Annotated in this window: 17 protein-coding genes and 1 pseudogene; 4 read left to right on the top strand and 14 right to left on the bottom strand. The window is 64.6% G+C overall.

What is annotated here, in order from left to right; genetic code table 11:
• The first annotated feature begins 193 nt into the window (after positions 1–193).
• Entirely contained in the window at positions 194–655 is a 462-nt protein-coding gene (locus RIT73_RS11905) for a hypothetical protein (protein ID WP_309132295.1), read from the top strand.
• Positions 656–1054: 399 nt separating this feature from the next.
• Here RIT73_RS11905 and RIT73_RS11900 read toward each other — a convergent pair whose 3' ends face one another.
• The 3 genes from RIT73_RS11900 to RIT73_RS11890 form a co-directional block, all read right to left on the bottom strand.
• Entirely contained in the window at positions 1055–1348 is a 294-nt protein-coding gene (locus RIT73_RS11900) for a hypothetical protein (RefSeq protein ID WP_309132294.1), read from the bottom strand.
• Positions 1345–1944, bottom strand: a complete 600-nt coding sequence (locus RIT73_RS11895) for a hypothetical protein (RefSeq protein WP_309132293.1) — start codon at positions 1942–1944, stop codon at positions 1345–1347. The genes RIT73_RS11900 and RIT73_RS11895 overlap by 4 nt, the downstream gene beginning before the upstream one ends.
• A 666-nt stretch (positions 1945–2610) precedes the next feature.
• On the bottom strand, positions 2611–3279 hold the full coding sequence (locus RIT73_RS11890; RefSeq protein ID WP_309132292.1) for an SGNH/GDSL hydrolase family protein: 669 nt from the start codon (positions 3277–3279) through the stop codon (positions 2611–2613).
• A 303-nt stretch (positions 3280–3582) separates the two neighbouring features.
• On the opposite strand from RIT73_RS11890, the pseudogene RIT73_RS11885 reads away from it, so the two are divergent.
• Positions 3583–4457 (top strand): annotated as a pseudogene (locus RIT73_RS11885) (manganese catalase family protein).
• 29 nt (positions 4458–4486) lie between these two features.
• Complete coding sequence (locus tag RIT73_RS11880) at positions 4487–5200, top strand: DUF2071 domain-containing protein (RefSeq protein WP_309132291.1); 714 nt, start codon at positions 4487–4489, stop codon at positions 5198–5200.
• Between the two features lie 63 nt (positions 5201–5263).
• On the opposite strand, the gene RIT73_RS11875 is transcribed toward RIT73_RS11880, so the two are convergent.
• The 6 genes from RIT73_RS11875 to pdxH form a co-directional block, all read right to left on the bottom strand.
• Positions 5264–6328: a universal stress protein gene (locus RIT73_RS11875; RefSeq protein ID WP_309132290.1), complete on the bottom strand. Its 1065-nt coding sequence runs from the start codon at positions 6326–6328 to the stop codon at positions 5264–5266.
• 228 nt (positions 6329–6556) lie between these two features.
• Positions 6557–7057 (bottom strand): HNH endonuclease, encoded by a 501-nt coding sequence (locus RIT73_RS11870; protein WP_309132289.1) that lies wholly within the window; start codon positions 7055–7057, stop codon positions 6557–6559.
• A 505-nt stretch (positions 7058–7562) separates the two neighbouring features.
• Positions 7563–8381, bottom strand: coding sequence for an NlpC/P60 family protein (locus tag RIT73_RS11865; RefSeq protein ID WP_309132288.1), 819 nt, complete (start codon positions 8379–8381; stop codon positions 7563–7565).
• 365 nt (positions 8382–8746) lie between these two features.
• Positions 8747–9436, bottom strand: a complete 690-nt coding sequence (locus RIT73_RS11860) for a metal-dependent transcriptional regulator (RefSeq protein WP_309132287.1) — start codon at positions 9434–9436, stop codon at positions 8747–8749.
• Positions 9437–9632: 196 nt separating this feature from the next.
• Positions 9633–11132, bottom strand: a complete 1500-nt coding sequence (locus RIT73_RS11855; protein ID WP_309132286.1) for an aldehyde dehydrogenase family protein — start codon at positions 11130–11132, stop codon at positions 9633–9635.
• A 32-nt stretch (positions 11133–11164) separates the two neighbouring features.
• Positions 11165–11836, bottom strand: coding sequence for a pyridoxamine 5'-phosphate oxidase (gene pdxH, locus RIT73_RS11850; RefSeq protein ID WP_309132285.1), 672 nt, complete (start codon positions 11834–11836; stop codon positions 11165–11167).
• A 139-nt stretch (positions 11837–11975) separates the two neighbouring features.
• On the opposite strand from pdxH, the gene serC reads away from it, so the two are divergent.
• Positions 11976–13163 (top strand): phosphoserine transaminase, encoded by a 1188-nt coding sequence (gene serC, locus RIT73_RS11845; RefSeq protein ID WP_309132284.1) that lies wholly within the window; start codon positions 11976–11978, stop codon positions 13161–13163.
• A 163-nt stretch (positions 13164–13326) separates the two neighbouring features.
• Here the strand turns inward: serC and RIT73_RS11840 are convergent, their stop codons facing one another.
• The 5 genes from RIT73_RS11840 to RIT73_RS11820 all read right to left on the bottom strand — a co-directional run bounded on the left by RIT73_RS11840 (position 13327) and on the right by RIT73_RS11820 (position 17341).
• Positions 13327–13821: a DUF456 domain-containing protein gene (locus tag RIT73_RS11840; protein ID WP_309132283.1), complete on the bottom strand. Its 495-nt coding sequence runs from the start codon at positions 13819–13821 to the stop codon at positions 13327–13329.
• Between the two features lie 97 nt (positions 13822–13918).
• On the bottom strand, positions 13919–15178 hold the full coding sequence (locus RIT73_RS11835; RefSeq protein ID WP_309132282.1) for an MFS transporter: 1260 nt from the start codon (positions 15176–15178) through the stop codon (positions 13919–13921).
• A gap of 8 nt (positions 15179–15186) precedes the next feature.
• Positions 15187–16152, bottom strand: a complete 966-nt coding sequence (locus RIT73_RS11830) for a DUF3027 domain-containing protein (RefSeq protein ID WP_309132281.1) — start codon at positions 16150–16152, stop codon at positions 15187–15189.
• The gene (locus RIT73_RS11825; RefSeq protein ID WP_309132280.1) at positions 16152–16532 is read right to left on the bottom strand and encodes a cold shock domain-containing protein; all 381 of its coding nucleotides are present in this window, start codon (positions 16530–16532) and stop codon (positions 16152–16154) included. Before RIT73_RS11825 ends, RIT73_RS11830 begins: the two co-directional genes overlap by 1 nt.
• Positions 16533–17110: 578 nt before the next feature.
• The gene (locus RIT73_RS11820) at positions 17111–17341 is read right to left on the bottom strand and encodes a hypothetical protein (RefSeq protein WP_309132279.1); all 231 of its coding nucleotides are present in this window, start codon (positions 17339–17341) and stop codon (positions 17111–17113) included.
• Positions 17342–17395 lie beyond the last annotated feature (54 nt).

Here is a 17395-nt window from a genome sequence, read left to right as displayed (position 1 = left end):
GCAGTCATCGTGCGCCGGAAGTTCTCTTCCCACCGATTACGTGCCTTCCCGACCTGCGACAGGATGACTCGCAGCCACGGGATCACTGGCCCTCAACGACGACGAAGGCCTCGTCAACAAGGTGCTGTCCACTCCGACCGCACAGCCGGTAGACACCCCCGAAGACGGTCGCCCCTCATTCGGAGGGCAGGCGGTGGACGCTGCCAACCATCAGACAAATGAGGAGACGGTCCAGGAGGGCCAGACCAAGCCAGAGCGCGAATCAATAATCGAGGAAGCACTCATGTCGACTATAGCTGGAGAGCCGGGAGTTCCCGACGGCATCTCACCGGCTGACCTGGACCAGGCGCGTCGGGTAGTAGTGCCAGCAGATCACAGTCACGAACTCTTACTTGCAGGCCGCGAGGTTCGGCGAGACGCACGGCAGAAGGACTCCGAGTCGTTCACGCCACCAGCACCCGCCCTCACGGTAGAACAGCAGGCGGCCATCGCACATCTCGAGTCGCTCGGAGAACGAGGACAGGTAACCCTTCCAGAAATGCCAGACCTCGCCGACCTCATCAAACCGAACGACGACCTCACGGAGACCGTCATCGACGCAATCGAGCAACGCTCACAGTTCACCGGCACAACCGGGCACTTCGGCGCACTCTGAAACCATACTGCGGGACACCAGAAACTCCCGGTGTCCCGCAGCTACCAGTGGTTCCAGATGCAGGAAGTCAGGTTAGCCAGACGGGTAGTCCAAAGCAGGGTAGCAACAGCAGAATCCGCATTGGGCTGTATACTCTCTCCCCCTCTCACGAACCCGCCCCTCGGCATAGGGCGGATATCCCCGTGAGCTGTTTTTCCACACTGGCCTTTGGATTCTAGGGGCTGGAATGGTCTATTACCATCGGGTTGCGAGTTTGGTAGCGGTTACTGTGAGAGGTCGCAGCCGACCTTCCTTCCCAATACGGCCCCCGGCATTCGTGCCGGGGGCTCTTTTGTTGTATCTGGACGGACCCTGAGCGCGGCCACGGCTGACGTGGGTCACACCGGAAGAGCGCGTGAGCTATTCGCGCAACTCTCCCCACGCCAATTCGGACGTGGCCAGGAAGTCTTGCAGGTCTTCGTAGAAGCGTTGAGCTGCTTCCTCTCGCGTTTCTTCTACTTCAGGGTCCGACAGTCGGATCGAGAGTCTGTCTTCCCCGATTTTCATCTGTGCCCGAAGTTCGCCTTTATGCGAGTACTCGAAGCTGAGGCTTTGGAGTTCGCCGGGTTTGAGGAGCCGCTGCAGGGCTGGAAGGGCGATCTCGTCTATGCGGTCGTAGTCGATGTTGGCGCGCTCTGGTATGTCCATGGTCATGCCGTGAACTTCACTCGGCCACCGATTGTCAGGGTCGTAATTTTGGACTTGCCTTTGACTTTGAACTTGAACGTGTCACGCCAATCAATAGTCTGGTTGTCTTTGGAAGTGAAGGTGCCGTGAAAGAAGTAGTTCTTCGCCACGTTGTGGTCCGCCTGTTTCCCGAGGTCCTTCCCGTTGACTTTGGCACTCATACCATTTTCGTCGACCTTGGAAGTGATTACCTTTTGAAGGTTCTTGTTCAAGGTGAATCCCCATGGGCTCTTGCTGCTTTTGCATTTATGCTGAATCGACATGTTTCCCTTTGAGTCCTTCTGGGAGAACATTACGTTGCATTTACGTACGGCGACTTTCCCTGCCTGGGGACTGATTGTGGCGGGGCCGGCTTCTCCGACAATCTCCTTGACTTCTTTCGCGGCTTCGGTTTTCGATATGGGAGCGTCGTATTCGAGTGTCAGCGTAGAGTTGTAGCCATCTGCGCCATTTGACACTGAATACTCGTTCACAAGTTCATCGGCCTGAGCGATACCAGGGGACATGACGAGCACAACGGCTGAGAGCGTCACAGCGAATGTCGAGAGTGCTTTGTTCTTCATGAGGGGATTCCTTTTCGTTAAATTTCAACTTGGCGCTGGGTACGCCATTGCGAGCTTAACAGGGCTTTTGGTTCCAATCACAGCGGTTGCCGCTCGCTCCGAAAACTATCAGCTACACGCGCCCGCTGGAGGAGTAATGACAACGAAAAGGGATCGAATTGAATATGTCTCGATTTCGGCGGCTACCGCTCATGGCAACCGCCCAAATGGGATAGACAAGCCTCGCCGCGTCGAGTCCTCGGACGCCCGCGTCCGCACCTACCCTTCCCCGGAGGATCAGATGAGTCACCTTGACGCATCTGCTCGTCGAGGCGGGGGCAGCGGCCACCGGAACTTTCCACCCGAAAGGGGGTAAATCGTTACCGTGGGAACGGGGCGCGGACTCCCTCAGTGACAGCGGGATCACGTAAAAATCGCGTAAAACGTTCTCCGAGATCACGGTTTTACACTCGGCCTCACCAACGGAAGAACCACACATTACCCCAGTTCAGAGGCTGCACTCAACATCTCCCGAATGATCCCAACGTCATTCTGTTCGCTCTCCTAAAGCGGGTGTCGCGCGTTCGAATCGCGCCGGGGGCGCAGTTGCACTTGGATTCAAGATAACCAAGATGAAGATGGCTCGTCACAACAGGCGCCGCACCTTATTTCAATCGCGAGCCCGGATCAGACGCTCTGATCTGCGGCCTCGACGACTGCCTCTCCGATCGCCTCCCCGAGCACGCGCGCGCCCTGCTCCGTCGGGTGCACGCCGTCATAGCTCATCCCCTCCGCGAAGCGCTCACCCTCACTGTTGCGCAACCCGGCGGCAGCGTCCACCCATGCCCACCCCTGCTCGGCGGCGAGGTGCTCGAGGTAGGCGTTCAGCTCGGTTGTGCTGCTGGACGCGGAATCGATCGGGGGCACTGACGACAACAGCACCGTGTCGACGTCGGCCTTCTCGGCGATTCGCTCCAGGTTCGCGCCGATCTGCTCGTGCTCGATCCATCCCGCATCGTTCGTCCCGGCCAGGATGACGAGCACATCGGCATCGAGTGGCCCGCGAACGGATTCGGCCATGCGCTCCGTCGTCGCGCCCCATTCCGCCCAGCCACCGACGAACTCGACGTCGGAGCCGACCGCGTAGCTCACCCACGACTGCGGTCCGGGCCGGCCACTGGCGAGATCGATGCTATCGCCGTCAGTGATCGAATCCCCGACAGCGGCCATGCGGACTGCGCCCGCTGTCGGCTCCGGAAACGGGGACGGGGGCTCGCGCGTTGGGGACGCGTCGCATCCGAGGAGGAACAGGCACGCCACGAGTGCGGAGGCGATGCACGCGGTGCTTCGAGCCATGGATCCACGATAGATCTCGCACCCGGGCGTGCGCCAGACCTGTACCAGACCTGTGCCAGACCTATTCCGGCCGCAGCACTGTGTTCGGTCACTGGCGAGCTCCGCCGGCACTCCCCCGCTGGACTCCGCCGATCCCCGGCCGGCCCTGCACCGGATACGGTTGTGCATTTGAGTCCCTGGAAAGTCTTGTCGGCCAGCTTCCTTGTCACTACCGTTTGCGATGTGCGCGGCCATCGATCAAATGATCGCTTCCGGCAGCCGCCAGGAGGGCCGTGTCAACCCTCGATCGGCAAAGGAGAAGCAGTGTTTTTCCACAAGCAAGAACTCCAGTACGATGCCACCCCCGAATCCCCCGACGCAATCTATGCGCGGAAGCTCCAGGAAGTTCTGGGAGGCCAATACGGTGAGATCACCGTGGCCATGCAGTACAGCTTCCAGGCCTGGAACATCCATATCCCCGGAAAGTACAAGGATCTGCTCTACGGCATCGCAGCCGAGGAATTCGGCCACGTCGAGATGCTCGCGAAGATGATCGCCCAGCTGCTCGAGAAGTCTCCCCTGGGCATCACCGATGACGCCGTCCAGTCCGATCCCACGATTGCCGCCGTCGTCGGCGGGACGGACGTGCAGCACGCGATCGTGTCCGGAGCAGGCGCCCGCCCGGTCGACTCCAACGGCAATCCCTGGACCGGCGCGTACGTGACGGCCAGCGGCAACCTGCTCGCCGACTTCACCTCGAATGCGAACGCCGAGATGCAGGGGCGCCTGCAGGTCGCTCGCCTCTACCATATGAGCGACGACCCGGGAGTGCGTGATCTCCTGTCCTTCCTCATCGCCCGCGACACCATGCACCAGAACCAGTCGCGATCGAGGAGCTCAAGGAGGACGGAACCGAAATGCTTCCCGTCCCCAGCAATTTCCCCCAGTCCAAGGAGCACACGGACGTCTCATACCAGTACCAGAACTTCTCCGATGGAGAAGACGCCGCCAAGGGACGGTGGGCGGCGGGGACCAGCCCTGACGGGAACGGCACGTTCACCTATCACGACGGTCCGACCACCTCGGCGCCGATGCCTGCTCCGACGCATCCGGATTCGCGACTGTTCGGCACCACCGAAACGCCGAACTTCGTCGAGAAGACCGCGAGCACGGTCCAGGACAAGCTCAAGAGGGAATGAGACGTCAATGAGCGCAGAGGACAGGCGACATGAGCGGTCTCACTCCTGACCATCGGGTGCGGGTTCCCCTTTCCGCACAGGTGTGGGACCGGGTCACCTTCCTCCACTATCGGGCAGGAGCCGATGATCTCGATCGGCTCCTGCCCGACGGCCTGGAACCCGACACCTGTGACGGCAGCGCTTGGGTGAGCTTCACCCCGCTGATCATGCGCGAGGTCCGCCCGACCGTTCTGCCGCCGGTGCCCGGATGGTCGACGTTCGTCGAACTCAACATCCGCACCTACGTGCGGGACCACGCCGGCCGCGATGGTCTGTGGTTCTTCGCCCTCGACTGTCCTCGCCACGTCATGGTGTGGGGACTGAGACCGCTGGGACTGCCATACCGACATCGCCCGGGGAGTTTCAGAGTCGAGGAAACGCGCCCTGACTCGGAATCGGTCCACTACTCGCTCGGACGCGGGGTCGCACGGCGAGACCTCGACGTCCAGGTCGGGGCTGCCATCGAGGATCAATCACGGCTCGACGTCTTCCTCACCGGACGCTGGAATGCGTACACGACTCGCTTCGGCCGGCTGTGTCGGGTGCCTGCCGCGCATGAGCCATGGAGGCTGCACCAGGCGGACGTCGACGGCAGCCTGCTGTCCGTTCCGCTGGAATCCCGTCTTCCCCTCCTCGACGAGCCACCCCTGGTCCACTTCAGTCCCGGCGTCCATGCCCGCCTCGGAGCACCGCGGCTCGCCTGAATGCACACCTACCGAGGTGGGCCGGCCGCAGCGCACACCGCCGCGGCCAGGGCGTCCTTCAGCTCAGAGACCGGGCTCGGCGTCCGTCTGTCCGTGCCGGCGTTTGTGATGGTCGCGAGAGACCCGGACGACCATCGTCGGGCACTGTGAGTAGGGCAGCACCGACTGGGATGTGGAACCCAGCAGGAGACCGGCGAAACCGCCTCGGCCACGAGACCCGATGACCAGCACCTCGGCGGTGTCCGATGCTCGGACCAGCACCTCGGCGGGCTGGCCGTCGAACAGAGTCCACGTCACGTCGAGGTCCGGGAACTCGTCCTTCAGCCGTTGCTTGGCGACCACGAGTTTGTCAGCGGCCTCGTTGACCAGACGCTCGAGATCAGCCGTGCTCGGCAGCCACTCGGGCCCGATCACGGTGGTCGTGACGACGGCGACGATGTGCAGCGGAGAACCGCGGCGGACCGCCAGGCGAGCGGCCTTCCAGAGCGCCGGCGAGTCGACGCCGAGAGAATCGACGCCGACGACGACTTTGCCGTCGAAACGCAGGCCCTCGATCGCCTCGGCGTCGGGGTCGTGCTCCGGGACTTCGGCGCCGTCATGACGGATCGGGCGCGACGAGGTGGGATGCGCGGTCCTGTGAGCGTCCGGCTGCCAGGTGGTCGGCACCACGACCGTGGGGCACTTGGAGTGAGCCGGAAGCGCGCTGGAGACGGTGCCGAGCAGGCGGCCGGCGAATCCACCGCGGCCGCGGGAGCCGACGACGGCGAGGCATCCGGTCTTCGATTCATCGATGAGCACACCGGCGGCATCGCCGATCTCGATCACGGCTTCGACGGGGACCCCGGCCGCCTTCACCTCGGCGGCGGCCTCCTTCAGGGTGTTCGTCACCGATGCGCGGATGGAGGTGTCGTCGATGGGGACATAGGAGACGTCGATCGCGGCCGCCGCCACGCTAGGAATCGTATACGCCCCGACAAGTCGGATGGGTTTGCCCAAGGATTTCGCTTCATTGATCGCCCAGGCCAATGCGCTGCGGCTGGGAGGGGAACCGTCGATGCCGACGATGACGGCCTCGGTGTCACCAGCGGGGCCGGGATCGGCATCGTGCATGCGGTCTTGCTCATTCATCGCAAGCTCCTTGTGTTGAAGCAACTTTCCGGCTTCCACCCTAGAACAGATCGGAAGACGGTGTGTCCAGCATGTCACATCGATTTTCGAAATGGGTCACAGTACGGACAACTAAACGCCGCTCTTCGCCAACGAAAGACGGGCCGGGTCCGGGTCGCGGCGGGGCGGAGCCGGTAGGCGGCTCCACACCAGCCGACAAGCGGAGTCCATGTCTTCAGCAGACCGCTGTCAGGCCGCGTCGCTGAGAGCGAGGAACGGACGCCACCGCTCGACGGGTTTGTCGATGCCGCGCATCCAGAACTGGCCGAGGCGCGGCTCCTGCGGTCGGACGTTCAGCTTCCATCCGAGCTCGGCCAGGGTGCGGTTGCCCTTCCGGTTGTTGCACTCCCGGCAGCAGGCGACGAGGTTCTCCCAGCTGTTGACTCCCCCGCGCGACCGCGGCAGCACATGGTCGACAGTGCTCGCGGGCTTCGAGCAGTAGGCACAGCGGTAGCCGTCCCGGCGCAGCACTCCGCGTCGTGACAGCGACACTCGCCGGTCCCTCGGCGGTTTGACGTAGCGGGTGAGGAGGATGACGGACGGCTGCTCGAGGCTGACATGCTGGGATCTGACGGGAGAGTCCTCAGCGGCCAGAACTGTGGCCTTTCCGGTCAGCACCAGCACCACTGCCCTGGTGAACGGAACAACCGACAGTGGCTCATAACCGGCATTCAGCACGAGAGTCTTCATCACGCGCACCTCACGGACGTATCAACGGCGAAACGATCCAACAACCTTGACGGGGTGGCTGCGAACGCTCCGGCCGCACAGGCTCCAGGGAACGCAAAAGGCGCCGTGCCGCAACACAACGCCTTGGACATGGAACTGGACACAGATATGTGCTCCGCACCAGAACCTGGAACGGTTATCCGGAATATTCGCGCATGTCCCATCGGGTCTTCCCCTCACTCAAGGAACTCAACCTTTTCAAGGGTACCGCCGCAGTGCCTCTGTGATCGAATTCACGCAACGGGTTTCAGCGAGATTTCGGTTTTCATTCATCCTCCCCGAGCGGCGATGCCCGGAGGGGCGTTGCCCGGAGCGCGGCGATGCCCGGAGGGGCGTCTGCCGGAGCGCGGCAATCCGAGTTCGCCTCGGGCGAACCTGTCGCTCGCCGAAAGCTTCAGGGAACGCAGAAACTCCCCGCCATACTCGAGGACCGTCGAGAGTGGCGGGGAGTTTCGCAGTGCGAAGATCAGAGAACGCGGATGAAGGTGACGTCGCCCATCCAGCTGTAGCTGCGCTTCGAGGTGCCGGATCCCGGCGAACCTGCGTCGTACATCTGACCGTTGCCGGCGTAGATGCCGATGTGTCCGGGGTGCCAGACCAGGTCTCCGGGCTTCGCCTCCGACTTGGAGACGACCTTGCCCGCGGCCTTCTGTGCGCTCGAGGTGCGAGGCAGGTCGACGCCGACCTTGCCGTACACCCAGGAAGTGTATCCGGAGCAGTCCCAGCCGCTCTGGCTGGTGCCGCCGTAGACGTAGGGCACACCGACTCCGCGCTCTGCCCAACCCATGACCTGCTCGGCCTTGGAACCGTCGATCGAGCCGGCGTCAGAACCGGAATCGCCGCCCTTGTCGTCGCTCTTCGCCTTGGGCTTGTCGTTGCCCTTGTCTGCATTCGAGGAGTCATCCGACGATCCGTTGTCGGTGACTGGAGCCGGCTCCGGCTCGGGCTCAGGAGCGGGCTTCGCGGTGACGGTCTGGATGTCGGCGTTGAAGGAGGCGGATGCCTTCTCGTCCTTCTTCTCGGCCTTGGCGTCTGCAACGACGGTCGCCGACTGGTTCTGGTACTCCACCTGGGTCTGAGCCTGCTGGGAGGCGGCGACACTGTCGTCGGCGCCCTGGCCTGCAGCCGGAAGAACGGCCGCGGTGAGCAGTCCACCACTGGCAGCCACGACGGCTGCGCGACGTCCGAAGACGGCGGAGTTGGCATTGAGAATTTCGGTCAGTTCGGTCAGAGGCGTCTTGACTTTGGCCTCTGCGGCGCGGCGGCCATGCTGCTTAGTTGCCACGTTTCCCTCTCGTCACCTATTGGATGATGTCCAACCGCCGCTTCCGGTCCTCAGGTTCACAGCGAGCGCGGCGCGCGGTTCTCGGTGTGAAGTCGGCACTTTCGCGGCGACCTCCACAACTGTAACCAATCAGTGATCGATTGTCACATTTTCATCACGACGGCATAGGGACAACCCGGAGGTTTTCCATAAAGGGCCTGGTCAGAGGCGTAAAACAGGGTAAATGAGATTCATATCTCTGTAACAATCGGCGCGTTACACGACGAAGTCCGGGGGTGGTCACCCACTCCCCGGACCCCTGGTACCGTCGCTTTGTCACGGACCGGTCAAGAATGTAACGCGTGTCACAGCGAAGCCATCAAGCGTCACCTGTTCTTGTAGGCGAAGACGTGCGCTGCGGTTTCGAGCGGCAGATCCAGCACGTCCTGTGCACCGGGCACCTGCACGGTGATGTACTCACCGCTGCGTGAGATCTCCACATCGGTCTCCGGCAGGACACCGGCGACCTGGAACTGCTGGAGCAGGTGGATGTCAACCTGCAGCGGCTCGGCCAGCCAGGCGATGCGCAGCTGCTTGGCACCGTCACGGGCAACCGCAGTCGCCAGGTCGATGACCTCGGAAATGGAGTTCGCCTCTCCGCCGATGACATCGAGCCCGGGGATCGGATTGCCGTACGGACCCGAGGAGGTCTCGGGCAGCAGCCTGATCAGCTTGCGCTCCACCTGCTCGCTCATCACGTGCTCCCACCGGCAGGCCTCGTCATGGACGAGTTCCCATTCGAGTCCCACGACATCGGCGAGGAGACGCTCAGCCAGTCGGTGTTTGCGCATCACCTCGGTGGCGATGCGGCGCCCCTCGGCGGTGAGTTCGAGATGGCGGTCATTGCTCACGTGCAGAAGGCCGTCGCGTTCCATCCGCGCCACGGTCTGTGACACGGTGGGACCCGAGTGGTCCAATCGTTCGGCGATCCGAGCCCGCAGAGGCACGATCGACTGTTCCTCGAGTTCGATGATCGACTTGAGGTACATCTCGGTTGTATCAATGAGGTCGTTCACTTAGGACCAGCTTCTCCACTCTTCGTCTTCCAGTCGCCCGGACCAGGCATTCCGCCAGGCAGTCGCGCGACCCCACTTCGGGCCGCGCGAGGTCTCGCGGCCATTGCGATTCGCAATCAATCCTATCTCGGCCCGACCTCGGCCGTCTTCTGTCTCGAGCTCAGGCAGAGGCGGTGATGACAGCGCTCACCGGGGCTCAACCCGCGTTGATGTAGGCGGTCTTGTGCACGGTGTAGAACTCACGTGCCGCTCGAGCCTGCTCGCGCGGACCATAGCTCGACCCCTTCCGGCCGCCGAAGGACACGTGGTAGTCCACGCCCGCGGTCGGGGCGTTGACCATGACCATCCCGGCCTGGGCATAACGCTTGAAATGAGTCGAGTATTTCAACGACGAGGTGAAGATGCCGGCCGAGAGGCCGAACTCCGTATCGTTGGCCACGGCCAGAGCCTCGTCGTAGTCGGCCACCTCGATCACCGAGGCGACCGGACCGAAGACCTCATCCGTGTTGATCGTGTCGCCGCGCTTCGTTCCGGTGACGAGCGCCGGACTGAGGAAGTAGCCGTCGGTGCCGCCGTCGACACGTTCGCCGCCGGTGACATCTCCACCTTCTGAGCGGGCCCTGTCGATGTATTCGAGGTCCTGCTCCAGCTGTGATTCGGAGACGACGGGCCCGATCACTGTGCCCTCGGCGCGGGCGTCGCCGACCGTGAGTGTGGCCATCTTGTCCTTGAGCAGAGCGACGAACTCATCGTGGACGTCGGAGGTGACGATGATCCGCGACGAGGCGGTGCACCGCTGGCCCGTCGAGTAGAAGGCACCGTTGACGGCGGCCTCGGCAGCCGCATCGAGGTCCGCGTCGCCGAGGACGACGAGCGGATTCTTCCCGCCCATCTCGCACTGCACCCGGATGCCGTTGGCGCTGGCCGCAGCGATGACGCCCTGGCCGACGGAGACGGAGCCGGTGAATGTCACGGCGTCCACCTCGGCGGAGGTGGTGAGCACTTCACCGACGACGCGGCCGGGACCCATCACGAGGTTGAGCACTCCGCCGGGCAGACCGGCCTCGACGAGGATGTCGACGAGCGCGCACGCACTGCCGGGCACCAGCTCGGCAGGTTTGAACACGACGGTGTTGCCGTAGGCGAGGGCGGGCGCGATCTTCCAGGCAGGAATGGCGATGGGGAAGTTCCAGGGGGTGATGATGCCGATGACGCCGATCGGCTCGTGGGTCATCTCCGCCACGAGGCCGGGACGCACGGAGTCAATGATCTCCCCGGTGTTGCGGACGGTCTCCCCCGCGAAGAACTTGAAGATCTGGGAGGCGCGAAGAACCTCGCCACGGGCCTCGGTCAGCTGTTTGCCCTCTTCCCGGGCGAGGAGGTCGGCGAGCTCGTCGGCGCGCTCGGCGATGAGGCTGCCTGCGGTGTCGAGGATCGCGAAGCGCTGCTGCGCCGGGAACTCGGCCCAGCCGGCTGCGGCCGCTCTGGCGGCTGAGACCGCGTCGCGGACCGTGGCTTCGTCCGCGCGGGCATACTGACCGAGGACGTCCGAGGGGTCGGAGGGATTGCGGTTGAGGCTGCGGTCCTCGGAGCCCCGGCGTTCTCCCCCGATGAGGTTGTCGAATACGGCATCGGGTCCGTACTGCGGGTCTGCTGCGGTCTGTGGGTCTGCTGCGGTCTGCGAGTTCTGGGTCAAGGTCACTCCTTTGTCCGGTGGGTCAAGATTACTCAGGGGTACAGTCGCGTCGGGGTCCAGGCCGATGCGTGAGACAGCGGTGCAGGCTCCTGACTGCCACCGCTGCGACGAAACACCCACCTGTCATGGAATCGGTTCCGCTGACCCTGCCAGAACTCGATCTCGAAGACCCGAACCCTGAATCCTCCCCAGTTGTCGGGGCGGGGCACCTCCCGGCCTTCGAAGCGGGCCGCAGCGGCATCGTATTCGGCCTGCATCTGCATCCGGTCGCCGACTGGTTGGGACTGATTCGACACGGTGGCTGCGATCTGGGAGCCACGGGGGCGCTGCGCGAAGTAGGCGTCGGACTCCTCGGCAGCGGTCACCTCGGCGAGGCCGCGGATGCGGACCTGGCGCTCCATGTCGTGCCAGGGAAAGTTCAAGGCCACACGTGGGTCGGCGCGCAGTTGCCGACCCTTCGCCGAGTCGAAGTTCGTGAAGAACACGAAACCGGAGGCGTCGACGCCTTTGAGGAGGACGATGCGCGACGAGGGACCCCACTCGTCGAGAGTGGAGACGGTCATCGCATTGGGTTCCCGGATGTACTCCGCAGCTTCGTCGTACCATTTCCGGAACAGGTCCAGCGGGACGGGTCCGGGGTCGTCGAAGGTGGGCGATTCATAGGACACGCGCGTCTGGGGCAGGCGGTCGACTGGCTCACTCATACCTGTACTCTACGGGCGCAGACGGACATGGGCATGTCAGCCGAGAGGACGGATCACGTCCCTCGCCCCTCTCCGCTGTCGCGGGTTCGCATCGACTGGTGACGCGGGTGGCCGGCGGGGGCACCGTAGAATGTCGATCGTGACTGCGACGAATATGACGATCCCACACGAACTCCTGCCCGCCGACGGTCGATTCGGATCCGGTCCGGCTCGCATCCGCCACGCCCAGATCGATGCGCTGACCGCCTCGGCCTCCACGGTGCTCGGCACCAGCCACCGCCAAGCTCCGGTCAAGGACCTCGTCGGCCGCATCCGCACCGGGCTCGCCGAGCTGTTCGGCCTTCCGGCCGGATACGAAGTGGTGCTCGGCAACGGCGGCTCCACGGTGTTCTGGGACGTCGCAGCCTTCGGGCTCGTGCGTGAGCGCGCTGCGCATGCGACCTTCGGCGAATTCGGGCAGAAGTTCGCGAAGGCGACGAACGACGCGCCCCACCTCGAGAAGTCCCTGATCCTCACGGCCGAGCCCGGCACTTCCGCCGTGCCGACTCCGGCCGCCTTCGCCGAGGCTGCTCGTGCCGATAGCGCCGAGGCCGGAGCGGACGGTGCCGAGGTGCCCTCCGCGGACGTCTACGCCTGGCCGCACAACGAGACCTCGACCGGCGTCGCCACCCGGATCGCCCGCCCCGAGGGAATCGACGACGATGCGCTCGTCCTCATCGACGCGACCTCCGGTGCCGGCGGTCTGCCCGTCGACATCCGGGAGACCGACGTCTACTACTTCGCTCCGCAGAAGAACATGGGCTCCGACGGTGGACTGTGGGTGGCGATCATGTCGCCCAAGGCGATCGCGCGGGCGCAGGAGATCAAGGACTCCGGCCGGTGGATCCCCGCCTCCCTCGACCTGGTGACGGCGATCGAGAACTCGCGCAAGAACCAGACTTACAACACTCCCGCTGTGTCCACTCTCCTGCTCCTGGCCGAACAGATCGACTGGATCAACGGCAACGGCGGCCTTGACTGGGCCACCGCGCGAACCCGCGAGACATCGGGCTGCGTCTACGCCTGGGCCGACGAGTGCGAGGTCGCCCACCCCTATGTCGCCGATCCTGAGGATCGCTCCTCGGTGGTTGTCACCGTCGACTTCGATGAGTCCGTCGATGCCGCCCTCGTGGCCTCGGTGCTGCGGGCCAACGGCGTGGTCGACGTGGAGCCTTACCGCAAGCTCGGCCGCAATCAGCTCCGCATCGCCACCTTCGTCTCGGTCAACCCGGAGGACGTCAAGGCACTGCTCAGCTGCCTCGACTTCGTCATCGACGCTCTCAGCTGAGGGTCCTTCGCACCCCGAGCTGAAGGACTTCTCGCAAACCCTACCGCTAGCGCCATGAACAACCTGCGCAAGGGTTGTCCATGGCGCTAGCGGTATTGGGTGCGAAGCGAACGGGAGGTACTGCCGCCGCAAGGGCGAAGTGCCGCTCCCGGAAGCGGCATGCTCAGAGGAAGTGGATGAGGATTCCGACGCCGAACGTGATCGTCGCCAGCAGGGCGAGGCCGAACTCGATCACGGTGCCGATCCCGATCGCTTTGATCGACTCCCAGCTCGAATCCCAGGCGTCCTTCGGATCACGCAGCCGGATCTGCTCGGCCAGGTAGAGTCCGCCGACGAATCCGATCGGCAGCCCGACCACGGGGATGACGAAGAACCCGACGACTCCGAGCAGACCGGCGACGACCACCGAGGAGTTGGGGACCGACAGCTGCTTGAGCTTCCTGCCGGTGAGCACCAGGGAGGCGCTCATGCCGACGGCGATGAAGACGGCGACGATCGCGAAGACGATCCACGCGCTCGGGGTGCCGATGACGAACGCCCAGACGAGGACCGCCAGCCCGATGAGGATGGAGCCGGGCAGCACGGGCACGACGATGCCCAGGCAGCCGACGAGAACCGCCAGTCCTGCCAGTGAGGTGGTGAGGATGTCCGTGCTCAATGTGCGTCCGATCTGTTCGTGAGTTCAAGGTCCCGGCTCCGGTCCGTCCCAGGTCCGGGTGGAGGGCAAGGTCCACTGTAGGCGAATCCGCCTCCCCTCAGGGGCGGCCCTCGTAGCTGATGTGCAGGCGGATGCGGGAACGGGGGTCATAGCTCAGGCGCAGATTCTTGGAGACGATCATCCACAGCAAGCCGACCCCGAACGCCACGAAGCCCGAGGTCGCGCCGACGACCATCGCCATCCGCGGGCCGAAGCTGTCGGCCACCCATCCGGCCAGCGGCGCCCCGATCGGCGTTCCGCCCATGACCACCGCGGCATAGATCGCCATCACCCGCCCGCGGTAGTGCGCCGGAGTCGTCGTCTGCACGTACGCGTTCGCCGAGGTCATCATCGTCAGCGAGGCGAATCCGACGAGCACCAGGGAAGCTGCGAACAGATAGTAGTTCGCGATCAATGAGGCAAGTCCGACTGCCAGACCGAAGCCTCCGGCGGCGCCGAAGACGAACCGCAGCCGCGGCTTCTCCCGATTCGCCGAGGCGAGGGCCCCGGCCACCGAGCCGATCGCCATGATCGAGTTGAGCAGTCCGAACCCGCTGGCGTCCTTGCCGAACTCGACGTGTGCCATCGTGGCTGTGTAGATGTTGAAGTTGAACCCGAAGGTGGCCACGAGGAACAGCACGGCGAGGACGATCGCGATGTCCGGTCGTCGCCGCAGATACCGGAACCCGCCGAGGATCCCGCCACCGCCTCGGCGGCCGGAGGAGTGGAGACGCGAGCGGTCGAGGCGGACGAGCACGAACAGCGTCGCGGCGAAGCCGAGGCCGCTGATGAGGAACACGGGGGCGGCACCCACCAGAGCGGTGAGCACTCCCGCCACTCCGGGGCCGATCATCCGGGCGCCGTTGAACGATGCGGAGTTGAGGCTGACGGCGTTGGGCAGCAGCCGCTCCCCCACCAGCTCGGACACGAATGCCTGCCTGGCAGGGTTGTCGAGGGTCGCGAGGATGCCGAGGACGAGTGCCAGCACGTACACGTGCCAGAGTTCGATGAGGCCGGTGACGACCAGGGCGAAGAGGATCAGCCCCACCGTGCCCAGGAGAGCCTGGGTGACGATGAGCAGCTTCCGTTTGGAGAACCTGTCGGCGAGCGCTCCGGCGAACGGGAACATGATGAGCTGCGGGCCCATCTGCAGTGCCATGGTCACGCCCAGGGCGCTCGCGTTGCTGTTCGTCAGGGAGGTCAGGACGATCCAGTCCTGCGCCGTCCTCTGCATCCACGTCCCGGTGTTGGAGATCAGGGCACCGGCGAACCAATGTCGGTAGTTCGGTTCAGCCAGCGACCGGAACGTGTGCGCCATCTGGTGGTTCAGCCCTCCTGGAACTCGAGTTCGCCGGCGTAATCGTCGATGACGGCCTCGGGGGCCTCGGGCTCGGGCCGTTTGACGTCGGTCTCCGAGTGCGCGCCGCAGCCGAAGTCGAGAGCGACGACCCGGCCGTCGAACGGCGACAGCGGCCCCGCGCAGACGCCGAAGTTCTGTCGCAACGACCCGGCCATCGGCATCAGGTACCCGCAGGTCGAGCAGTGCGCCGAGGCGCGCGCCGCGAATTCGCTGTCGGCGCCGGTCTCGGACTCCGCCCAGCGTGCGGCGGCGGCTGAGATGCCCTCGGGGGACAGCACCCGCCTGCGCCCGAGCCCGAACTCGAAGTTCGGGATCTCGTCGATGTTGCCGTCGGTGGTCTCCTCGACCTGCCCGAACCCGGGCTGCAGGTACGGATCGTCGTCGACCTTGGGCAGGGTGTCCTTCGGAGTCAGGTCGCCGGGCTCGACCCGCTGCTCCCACGGCACCCATTCGGGGGCGACGAGAGCATCTGGGCCGGGAAGCAGCGCCGTCTCACAGACGGTGACCTTCTTCGACCGCGGTGCCCGAGCGAGAACCGCCACCCAGCGCCAACCGCGGTAGGCCGGGTCGGTGCACACGAAGTAGTGGGTGACCAGGCGGGTGCCCTCTGCCTCGGCCTTGAGGTGTTCACCGATCACGGCACTGCCTGCCACCTCGGCGATGGCGGTCCGGGCGACGTCAATGGCCGCTGCCAGCTGGGCGTCGAGGACGACCTTCTCCGGGGTCGACCGCACCGAACGTGCGCGAACGGTGCGAGGCGCCTCGTTCGCGGTCGAGGGCGCGGTCTCGACGGTCGCCTCGGCGCTCGCCTCGACGGTCGCCTCGGCGGCGGCGGCGATCTCCGCAGGCGCCTCGGCGGCGGCGGAGGGAAGGCTCTTGCGAGTCGGCTCGGCCCGCAGGCCGGCCATCCACTCACGGAACAGTGATGACATCAGGACTCCAAATCGTCTGCGATTGCCCGCAGCAGGGCGGCGACCTTGTTCCCGTGGGTCGGGTCGGGATAGCGGCCGTGCTGCAGTCCGTTGCTGAGGTCATCGAGTACTTTGATGACATCTTCAACCATAACCGCCATGTCCTCAGCGGGTCGCCTGCGGATCTTGGCGACCTTCGCCGGGGCGCTCAGCGGACGTGCCTTGAGCACCTGGGCGCCTCTGCGGGAGTCGACGACGTCGTATTCGAGTCGGGTGCCCTTGGCGACCTCGGTTCCCTCGGGCAGTACCGAGGAATGGAGGAAGGCCTGTGAGCCGTCCTCGGCGACGACGAATCCGTAGCCCTTGTCGGCGTCGAACCATTTCACGCGTCCGGTTGGCATGGTGTCCTCTCTGTTGCTGTCGGTGTCGCCGGCTCCGCGATGGCGCCGGTCGGTCAGTCGTGCAAGTCGGTCAGGTCGTGCTGGTCAGTCGTGCAAGTCGGTCAGTGGTGCTGGTCAGTCGTGCAAGTCCGTCAGGTCGTGCAAGTCGGTCAGGTGGTGCTGGTCAGTGGTGTAAGTCGATCGTCGGAGACAAGTCAGTCAGCAGTGCTGGTCCGTGTGCGAGTCAGGCGGAGCCGATCCTGGTGGTCGTGCTGCCGATGTCGAGGCTGTGCGTACATGACGTGTCTGGGACGAGAAGCGGTGCAGTCATGGTGAGTCCTGCGTCGCAGCGGAGCTTCCGTCAACATCGCCGCTCCCCCGCGACACTGGTCTGCAGGAGTTCAACGGCGGGGGCCGGTGCTGCCTGCTCGGGTCCAGCCGATTCCTTGGGCGGTGTGGTCCGCCGCGGATTCCTGATCCTCAAGCTGTCCTCGTGTTCCCCAGCTCGCCGTGCGCCGCAGCCGCCGATGTCACGGACCAGGCGGCAGCCGGACCAGGACCAGACGTCAGCCGGGCAGGGCGTCAGCCGGCGGACGGTTTCAGCTCTGGCCCACCTCAGTCTGCCTGCGCCTCATGACCGCTCGGATCAGGGCCACCGCCGCCAAGGCGAAAGAGATCGGAAGGAGGATCATCGGCAGATACGTGAGCACATGCGAGGGTGCTTGACCCATCCACGCCTGCCCCAGAACGCCGAGAAGTCCGGCTGCTCCGAGCAAGGAGGCTGCAACGGCCACCACGATGATGATGGAGTCGACGCGCTTGGCAGGCAATGCTCATCCTTCCCGAGATCCTCATGCTTTTGACCCGTCCATTGTACCCCGCAG

It is taken from the genome of Brevibacterium sp., from assembly GCF_031179145.1.
Taxonomy (GTDB): domain Bacteria; phylum Actinomycetota; class Actinomycetes; order Actinomycetales; family Brevibacteriaceae; genus Brevibacterium.
Note: the sequence above shows the minus strand (reverse complement) of the source record. Positions and strands in the feature narration are given on the sequence as shown.

Excerpts from the sequence above, each read along its gene's own strand:
- RIT73_RS11895 (WP_309132293.1), bottom strand. The coding sequence starts at position 1,944 with ATGAAGAACAAAGCACTCTCGACATTCGCTGTGACGCTCTCAGCCGTT.
- pdxH (WP_309132285.1), bottom strand. The coding sequence starts at position 11,836 with ATGAGTGAGCCAGTCGACCGCCTGCCCCAGACGCGCGTGTCCTATGAA.
- RIT73_RS11830 (WP_309132281.1), bottom strand. The coding sequence starts at position 16,152 with ATGTCATCACTGTTCCGTGAGTGGATGGCCGGCCTGCGGGCCGAGCCG.
- RIT73_RS11835 (WP_309132282.1), bottom strand. The coding sequence starts at position 15,178 with ATGGCGCACACGTTCCGGTCGCTGGCTGAACCGAACTACCGACATTGG.
- RIT73_RS11875 (WP_309132290.1), bottom strand. The coding sequence starts at position 6,328 with ATGAATGAGCAAGACCGCATGCACGATGCCGATCCCGGCCCCGCTGGT.
- RIT73_RS11825 (WP_309132280.1), bottom strand. The coding sequence starts at position 16,532 with ATGCCAACCGGACGCGTGAAATGGTTCGACGCCGACAAGGGCTACGGA.
- RIT73_RS11870 (WP_309132289.1), bottom strand. The coding sequence starts at position 7,057 with ATGAAGACTCTCGTGCTGAATGCCGGTTATGAGCCACTGTCGGTTGTT.
- RIT73_RS11900 (WP_309132294.1), bottom strand. The coding sequence starts at position 1,348 with ATGACCATGGACATACCAGAGCGCGCCAACATCGACTACGACCGCATA.
- RIT73_RS11890 (WP_309132292.1), bottom strand. The coding sequence starts at position 3,279 with ATGGCTCGAAGCACCGCGTGCATCGCCTCCGCACTCGTGGCGTGCCTG.
- RIT73_RS11880 (WP_309132291.1), top strand. The coding sequence starts at position 4,487 with ATGAGCGGTCTCACTCCTGACCATCGGGTGCGGGTTCCCCTTTCCGCA.